This is a genomic window from Mycobacterium sp. GA-2829, assembly GCF_001499965.1.
In the GTDB taxonomy this organism is placed as follows: Bacteria; Actinomycetota; Actinomycetes; order Mycobacteriales; family Mycobacteriaceae; genus Mycobacterium.
Genome location: NZ_LQIT01000008.1, coordinates 38802 through 59950, shown reverse-complemented (window position 1 = coordinate 59950; position 21149 = coordinate 38802). Strand labels below are relative to the sequence as shown.

Sequence of the window (21149 nt, the reverse complement as noted above, 5' to 3'; positions counted from 1 at the left end):
ATGACCGAGCTGGAGATCCTCCGGACGGGTCCGCTCGCGCTCGTCGAGGACCTCGGCCGACCCGGCCTCGCGCACCTGGGCGTCACCCGTTCGGGTGCGGCGGACCGCCGTTCGCACACCCTGGCCAACCGCCTGGTGACCAACCCCGCCGACCGGGCGACGGTCGAAATCGCCTTGGGCGGCTTCACCGCACGGGTGCGCGGTGGTGACGTCGCCATCGCGGTCACGGGCGCGGACACCGATCCGGCCGTCAACGGAAAGCCCTTCGGCATCAACAGTATTCACTACGCGCAGGACGGCGACGTGATCTCCCTGGGGGTGGCGTACTCCGGATTGCGCAGCTACCTGGCGGTACGCGGTGGATTCGACGTGGCGCCGGTCCTCGGCTCACGCAGCTACGACGTGATGTCGGCGATCGGCCCGCAACCGCTGGCCCCCGGCGACGTGTTACCGGTCGGCGAGCACACCGAGGACTTCCCGGAGGTCGACCAGGCGCCGGTGGCGGCATTCGACGACGACGTGCTCGAGCTTCGCGTGGTGCCCGGCCCTCGGGACGACTGGTTCGTCGACCCGGACATACTGGTCCGCACCAACTGGCAGGTGACCAATCGCAGCGACCGCGTCGGGATGCGTCTGGTGGGGATGCCGCTGGAGTACCGCAGACCCGACCGGCAGCTGCCCAGCGAGGGCGCCACCCGCGGGGCGATTCAGGTGCCGCCCAACGGGTTCCCGGTCATCCTCGGCCCGGACCATCCGGTCACCGGCGGCTACCCCGTGGTCGGCGTCGTGGTCGACGACGACATCGACAGGGCATCGCAGGCCCGCCCCGGTCAGACCGTGCGGCTGCACTGGTCGCGTCCGCGCAGGCCGTTCCGGAATGGTGCAGAATAGCCCGGTGAGTGGCCTGTTCCGACGCGGACGGCGCGCGGCCCCTGCGGCGTCGACCGAACCCCCGGACTGGTTCACCACCGCACTCGGACAGCAGCCGCACCACCACACGATCGAGGTCGCCGACTGTCCCGTCCACGTGCGGGCCTGGGGTGACCCGGACAATCCGCCGTTGGTGTTCGTGCACGGCGGCGGCGCCCACTCCGGGTGGTGGGATCACATCGCACCGTTCTTCACCGGTACCCATCACGTCATCGCGCCCGACCTCAGCGGACACGGCGACAGCGGTACCCGCCCCACCTACGCGGTGTCGTTGTGGGCCCGCGAGGTACTCGCCGCCGCGGACGTCTCTCGCTCGTCGGCACGGCCCACCATCGTCGGCCACAGCATGGGCGGCTGGGTCACCTCGGCCGCCGCCATCCGGCACGGCACCGACATCGACAGCGTCCTGATCATCGACTCCCCGCTGCGCGACCGGGCGCCCGAGGAGAACCGGCTGCGCAACCGGCGGCGGGACAGCCCCGGCTACCGGTCCGAGGAAGAGATCCTCGCCCGGTTCAAAGCCGTTCCTGCACAGGATGTCTCGCTGCCCTACATCGCCGGACACATCGCCAGGCAGTCGGTACGCAACACCGAGGCCGGCTGGGTGTGGAAGTTCGACCCGGAGATCTTCGGCGGCGATCTGCTCGCGCAGAGTCCCGACGAACAGCAGCTCGTCGGCGACACCTTCACCCGGCTGCCGTGCCGCGTCGGATACCTGCGGTGTGAGAACGGCATCGTGGCGCCGGACATGGCCGAACAGATCCGCTCGATGCTGCAGCTGCGCGGTCCGTTCGTCGAACTCGCCGAGGCCGGACACCACCCGATGCTCGACCAACCGCTGCCGCTGGTGGCGGCGGTGCGCACGCTGCTCGAGTTCTGGTCGATCACCTGAGCGTTGCCGTTGTGACCCGCACGCCGCGCTGGTAGAACCAAGGTGTGTTGCCGCAGCTGGCCGGGGAGGTCCGTACGCACGGGGTGGTCCACACCGCGCGGCTGATCCACACCGCCGACCTGGACACCGAGACCCGCGAGGGCGCCCGCCGCATGGTCATCGAGGCCTTCGACGGTGACTTCACCGACGACGACTGGGACCACGCGCTGGGCGGGATGCACGCACTGATCTGCCGCCACGGCGCGTTGATCGCCCACGCCGCGGTGGTGCAGCGCCGCCTGATGCACCGCGACGCCGTCCTGCGATGCGGCTACCTGGAAGCCGTCGCGGTCCGCGAGGACTGCCGCGGTCAGGGCCTCGGCTCGGCCGTGATGGCCGCCTGCGAACAGGTGATCCGCGGGGCCTACCACCTCGGCGCGCTGGCGACCTCCGAGATGGCGCGGCCGATGTACGTCGGGCGGGGCTGGACCCCGTGGCAGGGCCCCCTGTCGGTGCTCGCCCCCGGCGGCCGGGTCCGCACCCCCGAGGACGAGGGCGCGGTGTACGTCTATCCCGTCGACGCACAACTCGACACCACCGCCGAACTGACCTGCGACTGGCGCCTCGGCGACGCCTGGTGACCTCACACCGGAACGCCGGTGCCGGTGAGCGGAATTTCACGCACGAGTCATCGCGGGCAGCGTCGGGGTAATGAACGCTTCCTACCGTTGCCGCCATGTCGCACCGCATCACCGACTGGGATCCCGAGGACACCGTCGCTTGGGAAGCCGGTAACAAACACATCGCCCGCCGCAACCTGATCTGGTCGGTGGTCGCCGAGCACATCGGCTTCTCCGTGTGGTCCATCTGGTCGGTCATGGTGCTGTTCATGCCCGAGGCCGTCTACGGGTTCACCGCAGGCGACAAATTCCTGCTCGGGGCGACCGCCACCCTGGTCGGCGCCTGCCTACGGATTCCCTACACGCTGGCCACCGCCCGGTTCGGCGGCCGCAACTGGACGGTGTTCTCGGCGTTCGTCCTGCTGATCCCGACACTGGGCACCATGGTGCTGCTGGCCAATCCCGGTCTGCCGCTGTGGCCGTACCTGGTGTGCGCGGCGTTGGCCGGTTTCGGCGGCGGCAACTTCGCCTCGTCGATGACCAACATCAACGCCTTCTACCCACAGCGGCTCAAGGGCTGGGCGTTGGGCCTCAACGCCGGCGGCGGCAACATCGGCGTGCCCGCGATCCAGCTGGTGGGTCTGTTCGTCATCGCGATCGCGGGTAACCGCCAGCCCTACTGGGTGTGCGCGGTGTACCTGGTGGCGCTGGCCGTGGCGGGGATCGGCGCCGCGCTGTACATGGACAACCTGGAGCAGCACAAGATCGACTTCAGTGCGATGAAAGACATTCTGCGCGAACGGGATACGTGGGTGATCTCGCTGCTCTACATCGGCACGTTCGGGTCGTTCATCGGGTTCGCGTTCGCGTTCGGCCAGGTGCTGCAGATCAACTTCGTCGCCGGCGGGCAGAGCCCCGCCGAGGCGTCGCTGCACGCCGCGCAGATCGCGTTCGTCGGCCCGCTGCTGGGCTCCCTGTCGCGGGTCTACGGCGGTAAGCTCGCCGACCGCATCGGCGGTGGCCGCGTCACGCTGGCGGTGTTCGCCGGCATGATTCTCGCGGCCGGGGTCCTGGTCACCGTCAGCACGCTCGACGACGCCAGCGCCGGTGCGGCGACCGCGGCCACGATGATCGGTTACGTCATCGGCTTCATCGCCCTGTTCCTGCTGTCGGGCATCGGCAACGGTTCGGTGTACAAGATGATCCCGTCGATCTTCGAGGCCCGCAGCCGGTCGCTGGACGCGACCGAGGAGGTCCGGGTCGCGTGGTCGCGCGCCATGTCGGGGGCGCTGATCGGCTTCGCGGGCGCCGTCGGCGCGCTCGGCGGGGTGGGCATCAACCTGGCCCTGCGGCAGTCCTACCTGTCCAGCGGTTCGGCGACCTCGGCGTTCTGGATCTTCGCCGCGTTCTATGTGCTGGCCTCCGTCGTAACCTGGACGAGGTACGTGCGCCGCCCCGGCGACTCCGCGGTGCGGCGGGCGCCGCAGACCGACCTCGCGCGGGCATGACCGCCCCCGCAATTCCATGGCAACGGGGCCGAAACGAATCAGAAACACGACCTGCATACACAGAACACATGAGTGAGCCTGACTGGGCACCGCTCACCGGATTCCGGGTGGCGGTGACATCCGCCCGACGCGCCGAGGAGCTCAGCGCCCTGCTGCGGCGACGCGGCGCGACCGTCACCAGCGCGGCGGCGATCGCCATGGTCCCGCTGCCCGACGACGACGAACTGCGCGGCCACACCCAGTCGCTGATCGACCAGCCGCCCGACATCGTCATCGCCACCACCGGCATCGGCCTGCGCGGCTGGATCGCCGCCGCCGACGGCTGGGGGGTGGCCGCCGAACTGACCGCGGCGCTGGAACGCGCTCGCATCGTCTCTCGCGGGCCCAAGGCCACCGGCGCGCTACGCGCCGCGGGTCTGCCCGAGGAGTGGTCACCGGATTCGGAGTCCTCCCGAGAGGTGCTGCGCTACCTGCTCGACGGTGGGATCGCCGGGCGCCGCATCGCCGTGCAGTTGCACGGGGCGACCGACGACTGGGACCCGTTCCCCGAGTTCCTCGACGAACTGCGCGCTGCGGGCGCCGACGTCGTCCCGATCCGCGTCTACCGCTGGCGGCCCGCCCCCCGCAACGGCGAGTTCGACCAGCTGGTGGCCGGTATCGCCGAGGAGAAGTTCGACGCCGTCAGCTTCACCTCCGCACCCGCGGTGGCATCGGTGTTGATGCGCGCCACCGAGATGGGAGTCGTCGACCAGGTACTGACCGCGCTGCGCACCAACGTGCACGCGATGTGCGTCGGCCCGGTCACCGCCCGTCCGCTGGTGCGGCTGGGGGTGCCGACCTCGGCGCCCGAACGGATGCGGCTCGGTGCGCTCGCCCGCCACATCACCGACGAACTCCCGCTGCTGCAGGCCCGCACCGTGCGGGTGGCCGGCCATCTGCTGGAGATCCGCGGCACCTGCGTCCTGGTGGACGGTGTCGTGAAGTCGCTCTCGCCCGCCGGGATGGCCACGATCCGCGCGCTCGCGCACCGGCCCGGTGCGGTGGTGTCGCGGACCGATCTGCTCGGGGCGCTGCCCGGCAGCGGCACCGACACCCACGCCGTCGAGACCGCGGTACTGCGGCTGCGAACGGCGTTGGGCGACAAGCAGATCGTGTCCACGGTGGTCAAACGCGGCTACCGGCTCAGCGTCGACGACGATCCGATGGTCGCGCTGTGACGGGCCGGATCCTGGTCGCACACGGCACCCGCAAGCCCAGCGGGGTCGCACTCATCGGCGACCTCGCCGAACGGGTGTCGGCGGTGCTGGACGCCCCGGTGTCCGTGGCGTTCGTCGACGTACTCGGCCCCACCCCCGCCGACGTCCTGACCGCCATGCCCGGACGTCCCGCGGTCCTGGTGCCGGCCTTCCTGTCCCGCGGTTACCACGTCCGCGCGGACATCCCCGCCCACGTGGCGACCAGCGGACACCGGCAGGTGGCGGTCGCACCGGCGCTGGGCCCGGACCCGCAGCTGGTTCGCGTGCTGGCCGACCGTCTGGTCGAATCTGGTTGGCGGCAGACGGATTCGGTGATATTGGCGGCCGCAGGCACCTCCGACCCCGTCGCCATGGGCGACCTGCACACCACCGCCGCCTCGCTGTCGGCGGTCACCGGCGCCCGCGTCGAACTCGCCTTCGCCGCCACCGGGTCTCCGCGTATCGGCGACGCGGTCGCCGCGGCCCGCCGTCGCGGGGCCCGGCGGGTGGTGGTGGCGTCATACCTGTTGTCCGACGGCCTGTTCCAGGACCGGTTGCGCAGCAGCGGCGCCGACATCGTCACCGCCCCGCTGGGGACCCATCCGGGGTTGATCCGGTTGATCGTCAACCGGTTCCGGCGGGCCAGGATCCCGGTGGCGGCTTAACCGATCCGACCCCTGACGACCTCGAGCGCCACCGTCTCGATCGACTGGTTCTGTTGCCTGGCGAGTTTGAGGAGCAGGGCGAACGCTTCAGCGACGTCGATGCTGAAGCGTCGGATCAGAAGGTCCTTCGCCTCCTCGATCACGTCGTGCCGGGACGGATGTCGTGGTACGTCGCCCGCCCGCGTGGTCAGTGTCGCGGCGATGCGGTCGGCGATCAGCGCACCGACGGTCTCGGTCGCGGCGTCGAACGCGCCGACGCGGTCGGCATAGAGGTTGAGCGCGGCGTGCACAGTGCCGTCGTGGAACACCGGGAAGGCCAGCACCGCCCGCACCGGGGTGCACACCACCGCTTCCCGGCAGAAGTCCGGCCATCTCGTCTCGACCACCAGGTCGGCGACCCGGACCACCTCGGAGTGGATCGCCGCCGACAAACACGGACCCTCCCCGCATCCGCGCTGGATGTTGTCGAGTGCGTGGGCGTGCCCGTCGGAAGCGGCCAGGGAGCGGATGACACCGTCCTCGGTCACCAGCGTCGCACCTGCATGGTCGACGCCCGAGGTCTGTTGTACCGCGAGGACGGCGAAACTGCTCAGTTCGGCGGCCATGTCAGCCCGGGCCCGCCGCGCGTAGCGGCGCACGTACTCCTCCTGGCGGACAGCCATACCGGCGAGGTACCCCGGGCGCACAGACCCAAACGCGGTTCGACGCCGGTCGTTTGGGTACCTGACCACCATGAACATCCATCGCATCCTCGCCAAGGTCGAAGACGTGAAGTCGCTCGACGCACCGGCAGGCGTGAGTGCCCGCATCGCGGGCGGTGTCGTCGACGGCGCCCGGCTGGGCCGGGTCCTGCGAGGCTCCTGGCTCGGCCATCCCGTCCACCCGCTGCTGATCACCCTGCCGATCGGCACGTGGATGACGTCGGTGGTCTTCGACGTCGTGTTCTCCGACGTGGCCACGGCCCGGCGCCTCATCGGCGTCGGCTTGGCCGCGACACCGCCGACGGTGCTCGCCGGGTGGGCCGACTACGCGTTGCTCGACAGACGCCAGCAGCGGGTCGGGTTGGTGCACGCGGTGTCCAACGCGACCGGGGTGGCGATGTTCGGGTTGGCCTACCGTGCCTACCGCAAGGAGAAGGTGCGCGCCGCGCGGGTCTACAGCCTGCTCGGCCTCGGCGCGATCAGCGTCGGCGGTGCGCTCGGCGGGCATCTGTCCTACGCCCAGGGCGCCGGAATGTTCCGCTGGCAGCCGGTGCGTGCACTCACCCACCGCGCCCCGATGGAGTACCGGCGCGCGGCGTGACCGCTACGACGCGATCTCGACGACACCGTCGGCGGTGAGCCGGGTCCGGTACACCGGCACCGACACCGCCGGATCGTCGAGGCAGCTGCCGTCGTCGAATGCGAAGGCCTGCTTCTTGATCGGGGATTGCACGATCGCCCTGCCGCCGCGGTCGCCGGTGATACCGCGCGACATCACCGCGGCGCCGCTGAACGGGTCGATGTTGCCGATCGCGCCCAGCCCGCCGTCGTCGAAGCGGAACAGCGCGGCCTGCGCACCGCCGGGCAGCAGGACGCCGACGCCGCGGCCCGGGATCAGGAAGTCGTAGCGGCAGGCCGCTGTCCACGTCGCCGTGGTGCGGTCGTCGAGAAGTGTCACGGGGTCTCCTGCAGGGGTCGGACGGTGGGCATCCCGATCGAGACCGGCACCTTGCGGCCGGCGTGTTCGGTGAAGGCGATGGTCGGGTCCGGCACATCCGGGGCGTTGACGAACGACACGAACCGCGACAGTTTGTCCGGGTCCTCCAGCACGCCCTTCCACTCGCACGCGTAGCCGTCGACGTGACGCTCCATTGCGGCCTCGAATTCGGCTGCCAGACCGAGGGAGTCGTCACAGATCACCTCGCGCAGGTGGTCCAGGCCGCGTTCCTCGACCCACGGCGCGGTGCGCTGCAACCGGTCGGCGGTGCGGATGTAGAACATCAGGAACCGGTCGATATAGCGCACCAGCGTCTCGTCGTCGAGGTCGCCGGCGAGCAGCTGAGCGTGCTTGGGTGTCATCCCGCCGTTGCCGCCGACGTAGAGGTTCCAGCCGTTCTCGGTCGCGATGACGCCGACATCCTTACCGCGAGCCTCGGCGCACTCCCGAGCGCACCCCGACACCCCCATCTTGATCTTGTGCGGGGACCGCAGACCGCGGTAGCGCAGTTCGAGGTTGATCGCCATCTGCACCGAATCCTGCTGCCCGTAGCGGCACCAGTCGCTGCCCACACAGCTCTTCACCGTGCGCAGCGACTTCCCGTACGCCTGACCGGATTCCATGCCGCCCTCGACGAGGCGACGCCAGATCTCGGGGAGCTGTTCGACGCGGGCGCCGAACATGTCGATGCGCTGACCGCCGGTGATCTTGGTGTAGAGGCCGAAGTCGCGGGCGATCTCCCCGATCAGGATCAGCTGCTGCGGGGTGATGTCGCCGCCGGGCACCCTGGGCACCACCGAATAGCTGCCGTTACGTTGGATGTTGGCCAGGAAGTGGTCGTTGGAGTCCTGCAGCGCCGCCTGTTCGCCGTCGAGGATGTGCTCCGAACTCGTCGAGGCCAGGATGGATGCGACGGTGGGTTTGCAGATGTCGCAACCCTTTCCGGCGCCGAAGCGGTCGAGCAGGCCGGAGAACGTGCGGATACCGGTCGCGGTGACGATCTCGAACAGTTCGGCGCGCGAGTGGGAGAAGTGCTCGCACAACGCCTTCGACTGTTCCACACCCTCGGCTTCGAGGAGCTGTTTGAGCAGCGGCACACACGATCCGCAGGAGGTGCCCGCCTTGGTGCACGCCTTGAGCCCGGCGACATCGCAGCAGCCGCCGCCGATCGCGTCGGTGATGTCACCCTTGGTGACGTTGTTGCACGAGCAGATCTGCGCGGCCGCGGGCAGCGCGCCCACCCCGAGCCCGCCCTCGGCGCCGCCGGACGCGGGCGCGATCAGCGCCATCGGGTCGCCGGGCAACGCCTCGCCGACCATGGGGCGCAGCACCCCGTAGGCCGAGGCGTCCCCCACCAGCACGCCGCCGAGCAGCGTCTTGGCGTCGTCGGAGAGCACGAGTTTGGCGTAGGTCTGGTTGACCGCGTCGTTGACCACCACCTCGAGGCAGTCGGGGGTGCGCCCCTGCGCGTCACCGAAACTCGCGACGTCGACACCGAGAAGTTTGAGCTTGGTGGACATATCGGCCTCGGGGAACTCCGCGGCACCGCCGAGCAGGCGGTCGGCGACCACCTCGGCGCTGGTGTAGCCCGGGCCGACGAGCCCGTAGCAGCGGCCCTCGATCGCGGCCACCTCACCGATCGCGTAGACGTCGGGATCGCTTGTGTGGCAACCGAGGTCGGTGAGCACACCGCCGCGTTCGGCGAGCTCCAGGCCCGCGTCGCGGGCGAGCTCGTCGCGGGGGCGCACACCGGCGGCGAAGATCACCAACCCGGTGTCGATGAACGTCCCGTCGCCGAGCATCACCCGCAGCGAGTCGTCCTCCTCCGAGCGCCGCAGCGGCCGGTTGCGTTGCGCCGGTGCGATCGCATCGGTGCTGACGTCGAGGTGCACCTCGATGCCGAGCGCTTCGATCATCCGGCCCAGCAGCGCACCGCCCGCCTCGTCGAGCTGTTGCGCCATCAGCCGCGGCGACCGCTCGACGACGTGGGCCGTCAGGCCGAACCCGCGCAGCGCGTTCGCGGCCTCCAGACCGAGCAGTCCGCCGCCGATCACCACGCCCACCGGCCTACCGCCCGAGGCCAGCGCGCGTCGGGCGTCGGCGTGAATGGCGTCGAGGTCGTCGAGGGTGCGGTAGACGTGGCACCCCGGCAGGTCCCGCCCGGGCACCGGCGGAACGAATGCGTACGACCCGGTGGCCAGCACCAGCGCGTCGTAGCCGACGGTGGTGCCGTCCGCGGTCCGCACCGTGCGCGCGGCGCGGTCGACAGCCGTGACGCGCTGATTGAGCCGCAGGTCGACCAGGGCGTCGCCGAGGTAGTCGTTCCCGGCCAGCGCGAGCCGGGCCCGCTCCCAGTGTTCGGTGTAACCGGTCAGCCCCACCCGGTCGTAGGCGGCGTCGGCCTCCTCGGCGAGCACGGTGATTCGCCAGGCCCCCGCCTCGTCGCGCGCGCGCAGCGCCTCGACGAACCGGTGCCCGACCATGCCGTGGCCGACGACCACGACGCTTTTCGTTGACGACATGGCGCAAGGCTAGAAATCGGATATTGCCGCGATGTCGCATTGTGTGAAGGCCCCATCACGGTGTGCTCACGTTGCTCACGCGTGGGTTGTGAGACGGCGGGCGCGCCGACAGGTCTACGTTTGGGGGATGGGCGACGAGCGCGGTGGGCTGGTCAGCCGGATGTACGAACAGATCGACGACCTGTCGACAGCGCGCGACCAGATGGAACGCCTGGTGCGCGCGATCGTCGCGATCGGCTCGGATCTGGATCTGCCGGTCACCCTACGCCGGATCGTCGACGCCGCCAGGGAGCTCAGCGGCGCCCGGTACGGCGTGCTGGGAGTGCGCGGGCCCGACGGCGCCTTGGTCTCGTTCGTGCACGCCGGGACCGACGACGACACCGCGCAGCGGCTCGCCGAAGTGCCGGTCGGCGACGGGCTGCGGCTCGACGATCTGTCCGCGCAGTCACCGATCACCGGGGCGGTCCCTCCGATCCGGGCGGTGCTCGGCGTGCCGATCTCGGTGCGGGCGGCGCACTTCGGCACTCTCTACCTCGCCGACGACCGTCCCGGCCTGACCTTCTCCGACGAGCAGGAGGGCGTGGTCCGAGCGCTGGCGACCGCGGCCGCCGCCGCCATCGACAACGCGCGGCTCTTCGACCGCGAACGCGAAGCCTCGAAGTGGACCAAGGCCAGCCGCGAGATCACCACCGCACTGCTGTCCGGGGATCCGCAGACCGGACCGCTGCAACTGATCGTGAACCTCGCGCTGGAACTCGCCGAGGCCGAGCAGGCGATCCTGTTGGTGCCGCGCGAACCCGAGTCGCCCACCGATTCGGTCGACACCCTTGTCGTGGCCGCGACCGCCGGCCGGTACTCCTCGGAGGTGATCGGCCGTGAGGTACCCATGGACGGCTCGACCAACGGTGAGGTCGCGCGTCGCGGGCTGCCGCTGATCACCGATTCCTTCCAGTACCCGATCGAGGGGTTCACCGACGTCGGTGACCGTTCGGCGATCGTCATGCCGCTCATCGCGGACGACGCCGTGCTCGGTGTGATCGCGGTGGCCCGGCCTCCGCTGCAGCCGGCCTTCGACAACGACTACCTCGACCTGGTCAGCGACTTCGCCCGGCACGCCGCCCTCGCGTTGGCGTTGGCGGCCGGCCGCGAACACGCCCTGAATCAACAACTGGCGCAGGCGGATTCGGTCGAGGATGCGCTGCACGCCGCCGCCGAGGAATTGCGCAGGCTGTGGCGGGCGCGGCGCGTGCTCGCCGTCACCTTCCCCACCCACACCCCACGTGAGACCGCGCCGCGGGTGGTGGCGGTCGGTGAGCCCGCGCAGTGGGGTGACCTGCCGTCGCACACCCGGCAGATGATCACCACGCTGCGCGACGGGAACTTCCTCACTCCGGACACGAGCACGCCGGGCACGGCCGGGATCGCACTGCAGCATCCCGAGGGGATCCTCGTCGTCTGGATCGACCTGACCGCGCAACGGTCGTTCACGCTGGAGGACCAGACTCTGCTGACGGTCCTGGCGGGCCGCCTCGGCCAGGGCCTGCAGCGCGTGCACCAGGCCGACCAGCAGCGCGAGACCGCGCTCGCGCTGCAGCACGCCATCCTCGGCCCCGCGCATCTGCCGCACGGGTTCGCGGTGCGCTACCAGGCCGCGAGCCGTCCGCTGCAGGTGGGCGGGGACTGGTACGACGTCGTCGATCTCGAGGACGGCCGCATCGCGCTGATCGTCGGCGACTGTGTGGGCCACGGCCTGTCCGCGGCCACCGTGATGGGTCAGGTCCGCAGCGCCTGCCGTGCGCTGCTGCTGAGCAACCCCAGTCCCGGCGCAGCCCTGGCCGGGATGGACCACTTCGCCGCGCGGCTTCCCGGCGCCCAGTGCACCACCGCGGTCTGCATGGTGCTCGACCCCACGACCGGTGACCTGGTGTACTCCAGCGCCGGACATCCGCCGCCCATTCTGGTCGGCGCCGACGGCACCACCCGGTTCCTCGACGAGGGCCACACCATCGCCCTCGGGATGCGCACCGACTGGGCACGCCCGGAAGCGCATGTGACCCTGGCGCCGGGCGCGCTGCTGCTGCTCTACACCGACGGACTGGTCGAACGCCGCGGTGCGGCGCTCGAACACGGCATCTCGCGCGCCGCGGGCGTGATGCAGGACCTCCGCACGTCGACGCTCGACGATCTGGCCGACGACATCATGGCGCGTCTCGCACCGAGCGGCGGGTACCAGGACGACGTCGCCGTCCTGCTCTACCGCCATCCCGCACCGCTGGACATGACCTTCCCCGCCGACGCGAGCCACCTCGCACCGACGCGCAGGGCTCTGCGCAGTTGGCTGGCGCGGGTCGGGCTGAAACCGGCGCAGGCCACGAACGTGCTGATCGCCGCGGGCGAGGCCGTCGCCAACGCGATCGAACACGGCCACCGGCGCAATCCGGAAGGCACGATCTCCCTGCGGGCGACGGCGCTGACCGACGAGGTCAGGGTGGTCATCACCGACACCGGCGTGTGGAAGCCCCCCTCCCCGGTGCCCGACCCGCGTCGCGGCCGCGGCGTCACGCTGATGAACGCGCTCATGCACGACGTCGCCATCGACCACGGTGCCGGCGGAACCACCGTCCACCTCACCGCGAGGATCGCGTGATGACGACACCGCTCACCATCGACAGTGCCCGCCGGGACGACGGCCGCACTGTGCTCACCGCGGTGGGCGAGATCGACCTGAGCAACATCGACGCCTTTCGGTCGGCCCTGACCACCGCGACCGATGACAGCGGTCCGCTCACCGTCGACCTCAGCGCTGTGGAGTACCTCGACAGCGCCGCCATCAACGTCCTGTTCGACCGCGCCGAGGGCATCGACGCGCTGATCGCCCACGCCTTCCTGATGTCACCGCTGACGATCAGCGGTCTGACCGAACTCGTCGCCGTCGAATCGGCGGGCCCCTAGAGAGCTCGCGCCTGAAAGTGTTCGCCGAGGGCGAACGACGCCACGGAACATGAGCGGGGTCGACTCAAGTTCTATAGGGCAGCGGACCGGCACAGGGCGCGGTCCCCATCGACGAGGAGCGACTCATGAGCAACGTGGCTTTGCGGGTGCGGCCCGCGTGGGATCTGGACCGCTGGGTCCGGGACTTCTTCGGCCCGGCAGCGGCCAACGATTGGTTGAACCCAACGGCGACAACGGGTTTCAACCCGGCTGCCGAAATCGACCGGGACGGCGACGACGCGGTGGTGCGGCTGGAGCTGCCCGGTGTGGACGTCGAGAAGGACGTCGCCGTCGAGGTGGACAACGGTCAGTTGGTCATCCGCGGTGAACGGCGTGACGAACGCAGCGAGGAGCAGGACGGCCGCACGCTGCGCGAGATCCGGTACGGCTCGTTCCGGCGGTCCTTCCGGCTGCCGCAGCACGTCACTGGTGACGCGATCTCGGCGTCGTACGACGCGGGTGTGCTGACCGTCCGGGTGGCCGGCGCCTATGCCGGAGCCCAGCCGCAGCGGATCGCCATCGAAAGTAGGTAAGCCCCTCGGCGCACCCCCTCATGCGCCGAGACCGGAGTCAGGGTCGTGACCCCTCGTGGTTCACGACCCTGACTGTTTCCCGGGCTATTTCCAGCGCTCGAGCAGTTCGTTCGCCCGCGTCGCCAGCGCTGCCTGCAGGAACGGGCCGAAGCTGATGCGCGCGACACCGAGCGGGCCGAACGACGCCGGATCGTCCTGATCGGGGACGCCGATCGCGTTGACCGGCAGCGGCAACTCCGACGTCAGGCGTCGCTGGGTGTCCGGATCGTGCCGTCCCACCGGATACAACACGTCGGCGCCGGCTGCGGCGGCCTCCTTCAGCCGCGCCACCGCCCGGTCGACCCGGTCGGCGTCGTCGCCGTCCTTGCGGAGAAAGAGGTCTGTGCGGGCGTTGACCACCACGTGCACCCCGGCGTCGTCCGCCGCGGCCCGCAACGCGCCCACCAGCTCGGCGTGTTCACCGGAGGCGCGCAACCGGCCGCCCTCACCGTGCACGGTGTCCTCGATGTTCAACCCGACCGCGCCGACACCGAGCAGTCCCTCGATCAGCCGGCCGGGCGCTTCGCCGTACCCCGACTCGATGTCCACCGACACGGGCACCTCGACCGACTCGGTGATCTGCGCGACGCGGGTGAGGAATTCCTCGAACGTCATCCCCTCGTTGTCGGCGCGCCCGACCGAATCGGCGACGGGATGGCTGCCGACGGTAAGCGCCGCGAAGCCCGCGCCGACGGCCAGCCGGGCCGACCAGGCATCCCATACGGTGGGCAGGACCACGGGGTTTCCGGGCCGGTGCAGGGCGAGCAGGGTTTCGGCCAGCTGCGGCAGATCTTGGTTGGGCACGGACTCATCCTCTCGCGCCGAACGTGATCTGTCTCACTCTTAACTGTGTGATGTCGCTAGCATCGGGTGCGTACTGTGATTCACGACACCCTTCAGCCCAAGGAGGTCACTTGTCCACCACGACTGGTTTCGCCGAACTGCACGAATTGATCGGCGGTCTGCGACGCTGCGTCACCGCGCTGGCCTCCCAGTACGGCGACTCCCCGGCCATGCGCCGCATCGTCAACGACGCCGAACGGATCCTCAACGACATCGACCGTCTCGACATCGATGCCGAGGAACTCGAACTCGGTCGCGGGTTGACCCGGCACCAGCACGCCGGCGAGAAGATTCCGATTCCCGACACGCAGTACGACACCGAATTCTGGCGCGGTGTCGACGACGAGGGCCTCGGCGGCACCCGCTGAGTGGTCGCGGGCGGTCCGCCGCCCACGACACCCCGGGCGTGAGTGCGCCCACTCACGCCCGGGTTGGGTAACCGCATGCCCCCACCGATCCTCGAAAGGCAACCGTGAGCGCACCCACCGCAGACCGCGAGGGCACCGGCGTCTTCTCCGCGAAACGCGCCCGAATCCCGCAACGGACGTTGCGCACCGACCGCTGGTGGGTGCCGACGCTGCTGACCAACCTGGGTCTGGGCGCCTTCGTCGTCTACGCGACGGTCCGTGCGTTCTGGGGCAGCGCCTACTGGGTGGCCGACTACCACTACCTCACGCCGTTCTACTCGCCGTGCGTGAGCACCGGGTGTATCCCCGAGGCCAGCCACTTCGGCCAGGTCCTGCCCGACGTCTGGTGGCTGCCATACGCGGCGTTCTCGCTGCCGTTCCTGCTGCTGTTCCGGCTCACCTGTTACTACTACCGCAAGGCCTACTATCGGTCGGTGTGGCAGTCCCCACCGGGTTGTGCTGTCGCCGAACCGCATTCGAAGTACACCGGTGAGACGCGGCTGCCGCTGATCATGCAGAACCTGCACCGCTACTTCTTCTACATCGCGGTGCTCATCTCGCTGATCAACACCTACGATGCGATCCTGGCGTTCCACTCCCCCAGCGGATTCGGCTTCGGGCTGGGCAACGTCATCCTCGTTATCAACGTCATCCTGCTGTGGACCTACACGGTGTCCTGCCACTCCTGCCGCCACGTCACCGGCGGCCGTCTCAAGCACTTCTCCAAACATCCGATCCGCTACTGGATCTGGACACAGGTCAGCAAGCTCAACACCCGGCACATGCTCTACGCGTGGATCACCCTCGGCACGCTGGTGCTGACGGACTTCTACATCATGCTGGTCGCGAGCGGAACCATCTCCGACCTCAGATTCATTGGCTGACAAGACAACCGGACAAGTTCAAAAAGACGAGTGAGGTTTCATGGGTGAGCTCGAACGGCACCAGTACGACGTGGTCGTGATCGGTGCCGGCGGCGCGGGTTTGCGTGCGGTGATCGAGGCACGGGAGCGCGGCCTCAAGGTCGCCGTGGTCTGCAAATCGCTGTTCGGCAAGGCGCACACGGTGATGGCCGAGGGCGGCTGCGCCGCATCGATGGGCAACACCAACCCGAAGGACAGCTGGCAGGTCCACTTCGGGGACACCATGCGCGGCGGCAAGTTCCTCAACAACTGGCGGATGGCCGAACTGCACGCCAAGGAGGCACCCGACCGGGTGTGGGAGCTCGAGACCTACGGCGCGCTGTTCGACCGGACCAAGGACGGCCGGATCAGCCAGCGCAACTTCGGCGGCCACACCTACTCGCGCCTTGCCCACGTCGGTGACCGCACCGGCCTGGAGATCATCCGCACCATGCAGCAGAAGATCGTCTCGCTGCAGCAGGAGGACAAGGAGGAACTCGGCGACTACGAGGCCCGCATCCGGGTGTTCGCCGAGTGCACGATCACCGATCTGATCAAAGACGGGGACCGGATCGCGGGCGCCTTCGGGTACTGGCGCGAGAGCGGCGATTTCATCCTCTTCGAGGCGCCCGCGGTGGTGCTCGCGACGGGCGGGATCGGCAAGTCCTACAAGGTCACCTCGAACTCGTGGGAGTACACCGGCGACGGCCATGCGCTGGCACTGCGGGCCGGCGCCACGCTGATCAACATGGAGTTCATCCAGTTCCACCCGACCGGGATGGTGTGGCCGCCCAGCGTGAAAGGCATCCTCGTCACCGAGGGCGTGCGCGGTGACGGCGGGGTGCTGAAGAACTCCGACGGCAAGCGGTTCATGTTCGACTACATCCCCGACGTGTTCAAGGGGCAGTACGCCGAATCCGAGGACGAGGCCGACCAGTGGCTCAAGGACAACGACTCCGCGCGCCGAACCCCCGATCTGCTGCCCCGCGACGAGGTCGCCCGCGCCATCAACACCGAGGTCAAAGAGGGTCGCGGTACCCCGCACGGCGGTGTCTACCTCGACATCGCGTCGCGGATGAGCTCCGAGGAGATCAAACGCCGGCTGCCGTCGATGTACCACCAGTTCATGGAGCTCGCCGAGGTCGACATCACCACCGACGAGATGGAGGTCGGACCCACCTGCCACTACGTGATGGGCGGCATCGAGGTCGACCCGGACACCGGGGCCGCGAAGGCCCCAGGCCTGTTCGCCGCCGGCGAGTGCGCGGGCGGTATGCACGGGTCGAACCGGTTGGGTGGCAACTCACTGTCGGACCTGCTGGTGTTCGGCCGCCGCGCCGGCTTGGGCGCCTCGGACTACGTGCGGTCACTGGACAGCCGGCCTGCGGTATCGGACGAGGCGGTCGAGGCGGCCCGGAAGCTGGCGCTGGCTCCGTTCGACGGGCCGAGCGACGGCGAACCGGAGAACCCGTACACCGTGCAGCTGGACCTGCAGGACACCATGAACGAGCTCGTCGGGATCATCCGCACCGCCGACGAGGTCATCGAAGCCCAGGGCAAACTCGACGAACTGCGCGAGCGGTACAAACGCATCAAGGTGGAGGGTGGCCGGCATTTCAACCCGGGCTGGCACCTCGCGATCGACCTGCGCAACATGCTGCTGGTCAGCGAGTGTGTGGCCAAGGCGGCGCTGGAGCGCACCGAGAGCCGGGGCGGCCACACCCGCGACGACTATCCGGCGATGGAGGCGGAGTGGCGCCGGACGCTGCTGGTGTGCCGGGCGAACGACGACGACGTCGTCGTCCCGAGCGCCACCGTCACCCGTGAGCCCCAGGTGCCGATGCGCGACGACCTGCTGGAACTGCTCGACATCGAAGAACTCGAGAAGTACTTCACCGACGAGGAACTCGCCAACCACCCGGCAAGGAGGAGCTCATGAGCTACCAGGCGAAGTTGCGGGTGTGGCGTGGCGACGAGGACGGCGGCGACCTGCAGGACTACACCGTCGAGGTCAACGAGGGTGAGGTGGTGCTCGACATCATCCACCGGCTGCAGCAGACGCAGACCGGCGACCTCGCCGTGCGGTGGAACTGCAAGGCGGGTAAGTGCGGATCGTGTTCGGCCGAGATCAACGGCCGCCCGCGGCTGTTGTGCATGACCCGGATGTCGACGTTCGGCGAGGACGAGACCGTCACGGTCACACCGCTGCGCACGTTCCCGGTGATTCGCGACCTGGTCACCGATGTGTCGTTCAACTACGAGAAGGCCCGCGAGATCCCGGCGTTCACGCCGCCGAAGGATCTACAGCCCGGTGAGTACCGGATGGCCCAGGAGGACGTGAACCGGTCACAGGAGTTCCGCAAGTGCATCGAGTGCTTCCTGTGCCAGAACGTCTGCCACGTGGTGCGCGACCACGAGGAGAACAAGAAGGCGTTCGCGGGTCCGCGCTACCTGATGCGCATGGCCGAACTCGACATGCATCCCCTCGACGTCCACGAGCGCCGCGCGGAAGACGCCCAGGAGGTGCACGGCCTCGGCTACTGCAACATCACCAAGTGCTGCACCGAGGTCTGCCCCGAACACATCAAGATCACCGACAATGCGTTGATCCCGATGAAAGAGCGTGCGGCAGACCGCAAGTACGACCCGGTGGTGTGGCTGGGCAACAAGCTGTTCCGGCGGAAGTAAACGGGTAGCCTCGGTCACAGCGGCCAATCAACGACGAAAGGCAGCCTGATGACCCTCAGTCACACGCACAGTGTCAACGACATCCGTACCGCGATCCGTCAACTGTCCGTCCGCGCGGACCTCGCCCGCAAGGAGGGCCGCAGCGCTGACGCCGCCGAGCTCGAACGGCGGATCCAGGGTTACCGCGAGGAATTGGCGACGCGTCCCTGAGGCCGCGGGGTCAGCCGCCGAGACGGCGGAATGTGCTGCGGTGGAACACGATCGGGGCGACGTCCGGGTGGACGGTGAGGTCTTCGACCCGCAGGATCACGATCGTGTGGTCACCGGCCTCGACGAGGTCGTGGATCGACCCGTCCAACCACACGCTGGTGCCGTGGATGAACACCGCCCCTTCGGGGGTGGACGTCGTCTCCAGCCCGGCGAAGCGGTCACCGGCCTTGGCCGCCAGCGTGCGCGCGGCCGCGTCGTGCGACTCGCCAAGCACACTGATGCCCAGCCGCGGCAGGTCCTTGAGTTTGGGCCACGTGGTCGAGCTGTTCTGCACGCAGAACGACACCAGCGGCGGGTCGAGGGAGATCGGGACGAAGGTGCTCGCGGCCAGGCCGACGCGGGTGCCCTCGGTCTCGGCGGCGATCGCGATGACGCCCGTCGGGAAGTGGCCGAATGCCTCACGCAGCGTTGCGGGGTTCAGTTCTGTGCGACTCATAGCGGGACCATCTTCACACGGGGCGGTGGACGGCGCATCACCTCGCCATCCTCAGCCCGCTGACCGGTCGGGGCCCGGTAGCCTGACACCCCACGGGTGACAGCGAGGCCGAGGACCGACGAATCGACATGTGGATCACGCTCCTGGTCATGGCCGTCGCGGTCAGCCTCGAGCCGTTCCGGGTCGGGATGACCGTGCTGATGTTCAACCGTCCCCACCCGCGGCGGCAACTCCTGGCCTTTCTGGCCGGCGGTTTCCTCATGGGCATCGCGGTCGGTGTGGTGGTGCTGTTCCTGCTGCGCCCCGCGCTGGGCTCGGCCCACTTCACGCTGCCGGTGGTGCAGATCGTGGTGGGCGCCGTGGTGCTGGTCAACGCCGCGCTGGTCGTGGCCGGGGTGTGGAGTCGCGGCCGCGACGTGGTCGGTGATGCGGGCGCCCGGTTCGGGCCGTTCGCGGCGCGGGCGCGGGGCATGCTCAGCGGCGGCGCACCGTGGACGGCGGGCGTGGCCGGGCTCGGGATCGCGCTGCCGTCGGTGGACTATCTCGCCGCGCTGGCGCTGATCGTGGCCTCGGGGGCGGCGACGTCGGTGCAGTTCAGCGCGCTGGTGGTGTTCAACGTGGTGGCGTTCGCGCTCGTGGAGATCCCGCTGGTGTGCTACCTGGTCGCGCCGGAGCGCACCCGCGCCGCGGTGTCGGCGCTGTACGACTGGGTGCGCTCCCGGGGCCGCCGCGGGGTGGGCGCGATGCTGGCCGTCATCGGGTGCGTGCTGCTGGCCGCGGGGTTCGCCGGCCTGTAGCGATTCGGGTGTCGCTGGTTGCGCTGAGCGCAACCAACTGCACCGAAATCACTTGGGTGGGTTGTTGAGCACGTACTGCAACCCGGCCATCAACTGCGAGACGGGGTCGGAGCCGCCGCCGAACGCGGCCTGGGTCGCAGGCGCGGTGACCTCGGCCGGGTCGTACCCGTTGACCGGGTCCACGGTGATCGGCGCGGTCAACGGATCGTCGTTCCGCTTGTACCCCGCGTCGACATACGGTTGGAGCACCTTGTCGAGCTTCATCAGCGTGCCCTTGTCGATCCCGAGGTACTTGAACGGCATCACCAGCGGCAGATGCTCCTCGGGGATCATGTACGTCGTCGTCTTCGCGCCGCGCGAGTTGACGGTCGTGCGGATGTTCTGCGGCGGCACCATCTCCGGGCGGGTGAACGCCACCGCGGTGTGGCCGGTCGCCAGGCCCACGATCGCGTTCGCGACGGAGATCCAGTTGTCCGGCCGGTCCGGCCAGTCGGCGATGCTGTCGTAGGCGGAGATGAACTGGTAGGTGTCGTACTGGCTCTCCACCGGCGCCGGGATCCGGTAATCCAGCGACGGCACCACGCTGCCGACCGGGAACATCTGGGTCAGGAAGCTCTCGCCGAAGGGGTGCCGCGCCACCGGGTTGCCGTATGTGGCGAAGCTCAGCTGATCCGGCGGCGGCGCTGCCGGGTCATACGCGAGCCGCGCCTGCACCTCGTCGAGCACCGACGCACCTTCGGACAGTCCGATCGCGGTGCCCGGACCGCCCGCTTTGATCGCCTGGATGAGGTTGGGTGCGCCGACGTCGATGGACTCGCCGTAGCTGGGGCCATCGAGACCCAAGCCGGGCACGAACTGGTCCCCCAGCGCGCCGATGCCCGGGAACAGCCGTTCGAGGGTGTGTCCCTGCACCTGTCCCGCCGGGTAGTCGACGATCTCGCGGTCGAGGCCGGGGAACCAGTCGGCACCGGTGCGCATGATGTATTCGTCGTACGGGATGCCCAGCACATGGGCGCCGCCGAGCGCGTATCCCCGGCCCGGGGTGCCCAGCGGCGCCGGTCCGTCGGCCGGGGCGGGCGGCGGGGGCGGTGTGTCATCGGCCGTGGCGACCCCCAGGCCGAAGCACCCCGCGGCGCCGAGGATCGTCAACGTACTGCCAAACGCCACAAGCCGTTTCATGCACTTCCCGCCTTA

General features: G+C 69.4%; 22 protein-coding genes. 16 read left to right on the top strand and 6 right to left on the bottom strand.

The features are described 5' to 3' along the window. The 6 genes from AU194_RS06345 to AU194_RS06320 all read left to right on the top strand — a co-directional run bounded on the left by AU194_RS06345 (position 1) and on the right by AU194_RS06320 (position 5829). Entirely contained in the window at positions 1–891 is an 891-nt protein-coding gene (locus tag AU194_RS06345; RefSeq protein WP_059088457.1) for a 5-oxoprolinase/urea amidolyase family protein, read from the top strand. After that, a complete protein-coding gene (locus tag AU194_RS06340; protein ID WP_197417532.1) occupies positions 878–1822 on the top strand; it encodes an alpha/beta fold hydrolase in 945 nt (314 codons plus the stop codon). Before AU194_RS06345 ends, AU194_RS06340 begins: the two co-directional genes overlap by 14 nt. A gap of 44 nt (positions 1823–1866) precedes the next feature. Then, the gene (locus AU194_RS06335; RefSeq protein ID WP_059088391.1) at positions 1867–2442 is read left to right on the top strand and encodes a GNAT family N-acetyltransferase; all 576 of its coding nucleotides are present in this window, start codon (positions 1867–1869) and stop codon (positions 2440–2442) included. Between the two features lie 95 nt (positions 2443–2537). Next, entirely contained in the window at positions 2538–3929 is a 1392-nt protein-coding gene (locus AU194_RS06330) for a NarK/NasA family nitrate transporter (protein ID WP_059088390.1), read from the top strand. A gap of 68 nt (positions 3930–3997) precedes the next feature. Next, positions 3998–5146: a uroporphyrinogen-III synthase gene (locus AU194_RS06325; protein ID WP_059088389.1), complete on the top strand. Its 1149-nt coding sequence runs from the start codon at positions 3998–4000 to the stop codon at positions 5144–5146. Next, positions 5143–5829 carry a sirohydrochlorin chelatase gene (locus AU194_RS06320; protein WP_059088388.1) on the top strand — a complete coding sequence of 229 codons (687 nt, stop codon included), beginning with the start codon at positions 5143–5145 and terminating at the stop codon, positions 5827–5829. The genes AU194_RS06325 and AU194_RS06320 overlap by 4 nt, the downstream gene beginning before the upstream one ends. On the opposite strand, the gene AU194_RS06315 is transcribed toward AU194_RS06320, so the two are convergent. Further along, the gene (locus AU194_RS06315; RefSeq protein ID WP_059088455.1) at positions 5826–6491 is read right to left on the bottom strand and encodes a GAF and ANTAR domain-containing protein; all 666 of its coding nucleotides are present in this window, start codon (positions 6489–6491) and stop codon (positions 5826–5828) included. The two genes, AU194_RS06320 and AU194_RS06315, sit on opposite strands and share 4 nt — an antisense overlap. Positions 6492–6561: 70 nt before the next feature. Between AU194_RS06315 and AU194_RS06310 the strand changes: the two genes are divergently transcribed. Then, positions 6562–7131, top strand: coding sequence for a DUF2231 domain-containing protein (locus AU194_RS06310; RefSeq protein ID WP_059088387.1), 570 nt, complete (start codon positions 6562–6564; stop codon positions 7129–7131). Between the two features lie 3 nt (positions 7132–7134). Here AU194_RS06310 and nirD read toward each other — a convergent pair whose 3' ends face one another. Both nirD and nirB read right to left on the bottom strand, forming a co-directional pair. Then, entirely contained in the window at positions 7135–7488 is a 354-nt protein-coding gene (gene nirD / locus AU194_RS06305) for a nitrite reductase small subunit NirD (protein WP_059088386.1), read from the bottom strand. Next, positions 7485–10049 (bottom strand): nitrite reductase large subunit NirB, encoded by a 2565-nt coding sequence (gene nirB, locus AU194_RS06300; RefSeq protein ID WP_059088385.1) that lies wholly within the window; start codon positions 10047–10049, stop codon positions 7485–7487. Before nirB ends, nirD begins: the two co-directional genes overlap by 4 nt. A gap of 127 nt (positions 10050–10176) precedes the next feature. Here nirB and AU194_RS06295 point away from each other — a divergent pair, with 127 nt between their 5' ends. From AU194_RS06295 to AU194_RS06285, 3 genes are all read left to right on the top strand, one after another. Then, complete coding sequence (locus tag AU194_RS06295) at positions 10177–12696, top strand: SpoIIE family protein phosphatase (RefSeq protein WP_059088384.1); 2520 nt, start codon at positions 10177–10179, stop codon at positions 12694–12696. Further along, positions 12696–13001 (top strand): STAS domain-containing protein, encoded by a 306-nt coding sequence (locus tag AU194_RS06290; RefSeq protein ID WP_059088383.1) that lies wholly within the window; start codon positions 12696–12698, stop codon positions 12999–13001. The genes AU194_RS06295 and AU194_RS06290 overlap by 1 nt, the downstream gene beginning before the upstream one ends. 125 nt (positions 13002–13126) lie before the next feature. Next, entirely contained in the window at positions 13127–13573 is a 447-nt protein-coding gene (locus AU194_RS06285; protein ID WP_059088382.1) for an Hsp20/alpha crystallin family protein, read from the top strand. Positions 13574–13657: 84 nt separating this feature from the next. On the opposite strand, the gene AU194_RS06280 is transcribed toward AU194_RS06285, so the two are convergent. Next, positions 13658–14416 carry an isocitrate lyase/phosphoenolpyruvate mutase family protein gene (locus tag AU194_RS06280; protein ID WP_059088381.1) on the bottom strand — a complete coding sequence of 253 codons (759 nt, stop codon included), beginning with the start codon at positions 14414–14416 and terminating at the stop codon, positions 13658–13660. 110 nt (positions 14417–14526) lie between these two features. Between AU194_RS06280 and AU194_RS06275 the strand changes: the two genes are divergently transcribed. The 5 genes from AU194_RS06275 (at position 14527) to AU194_RS32140 (ending at position 18662) form a co-directional block, all read left to right on the top strand. After that, positions 14527–14823, top strand: coding sequence for a hypothetical protein (locus AU194_RS06275; protein WP_059088380.1), 297 nt, complete (start codon positions 14527–14529; stop codon positions 14821–14823). Between the two features lie 104 nt (positions 14824–14927). Continuing rightward, a complete protein-coding gene (locus AU194_RS06270; protein ID WP_059088379.1) occupies positions 14928–15746 on the top strand; it encodes a hypothetical protein in 819 nt (272 codons plus the stop codon). 40 nt (positions 15747–15786) lie between these two features. Further along, a complete protein-coding gene (locus AU194_RS06265; RefSeq protein WP_059088378.1) occupies positions 15787–17703 on the top strand; it encodes a fumarate reductase/succinate dehydrogenase flavoprotein subunit in 1917 nt (638 codons plus the stop codon). Then, entirely contained in the window at positions 17700–18452 is a 753-nt protein-coding gene (locus tag AU194_RS06260) for a succinate dehydrogenase/fumarate reductase iron-sulfur subunit (protein WP_059088377.1), read from the top strand. Before AU194_RS06265 ends, AU194_RS06260 begins: the two co-directional genes overlap by 4 nt. A 48-nt stretch (positions 18453–18500) precedes the next feature. Beyond that, positions 18501–18662, top strand: a complete 162-nt coding sequence (locus AU194_RS32140; RefSeq protein ID WP_197417531.1) for a hypothetical protein — start codon at positions 18501–18503, stop codon at positions 18660–18662. A gap of 10 nt (positions 18663–18672) precedes the next feature. Here the strand turns inward: AU194_RS32140 and AU194_RS06255 are convergent, their stop codons facing one another. After that, the gene (locus tag AU194_RS06255; protein WP_059088376.1) at positions 18673–19158 is read right to left on the bottom strand and encodes a flavin reductase family protein; all 486 of its coding nucleotides are present in this window, start codon (positions 19156–19158) and stop codon (positions 18673–18675) included. Between the two features lie 128 nt (positions 19159–19286). On the opposite strand from AU194_RS06255, the gene AU194_RS06250 reads away from it, so the two are divergent. Continuing rightward, positions 19287–19955, top strand: coding sequence for a GAP family protein (locus AU194_RS06250; RefSeq protein WP_059088375.1), 669 nt, complete (start codon positions 19287–19289; stop codon positions 19953–19955). A gap of 48 nt (positions 19956–20003) precedes the next feature. Here AU194_RS06250 and pe read toward each other — a convergent pair whose 3' ends face one another. Beyond that, the gene (pe, locus tag AU194_RS06245; RefSeq protein ID WP_059088374.1) at positions 20004–21134 is read right to left on the bottom strand and encodes an acyltransferase PE; all 1131 of its coding nucleotides are present in this window, start codon (positions 21132–21134) and stop codon (positions 20004–20006) included. Positions 21135–21149 lie beyond the last annotated feature (15 nt).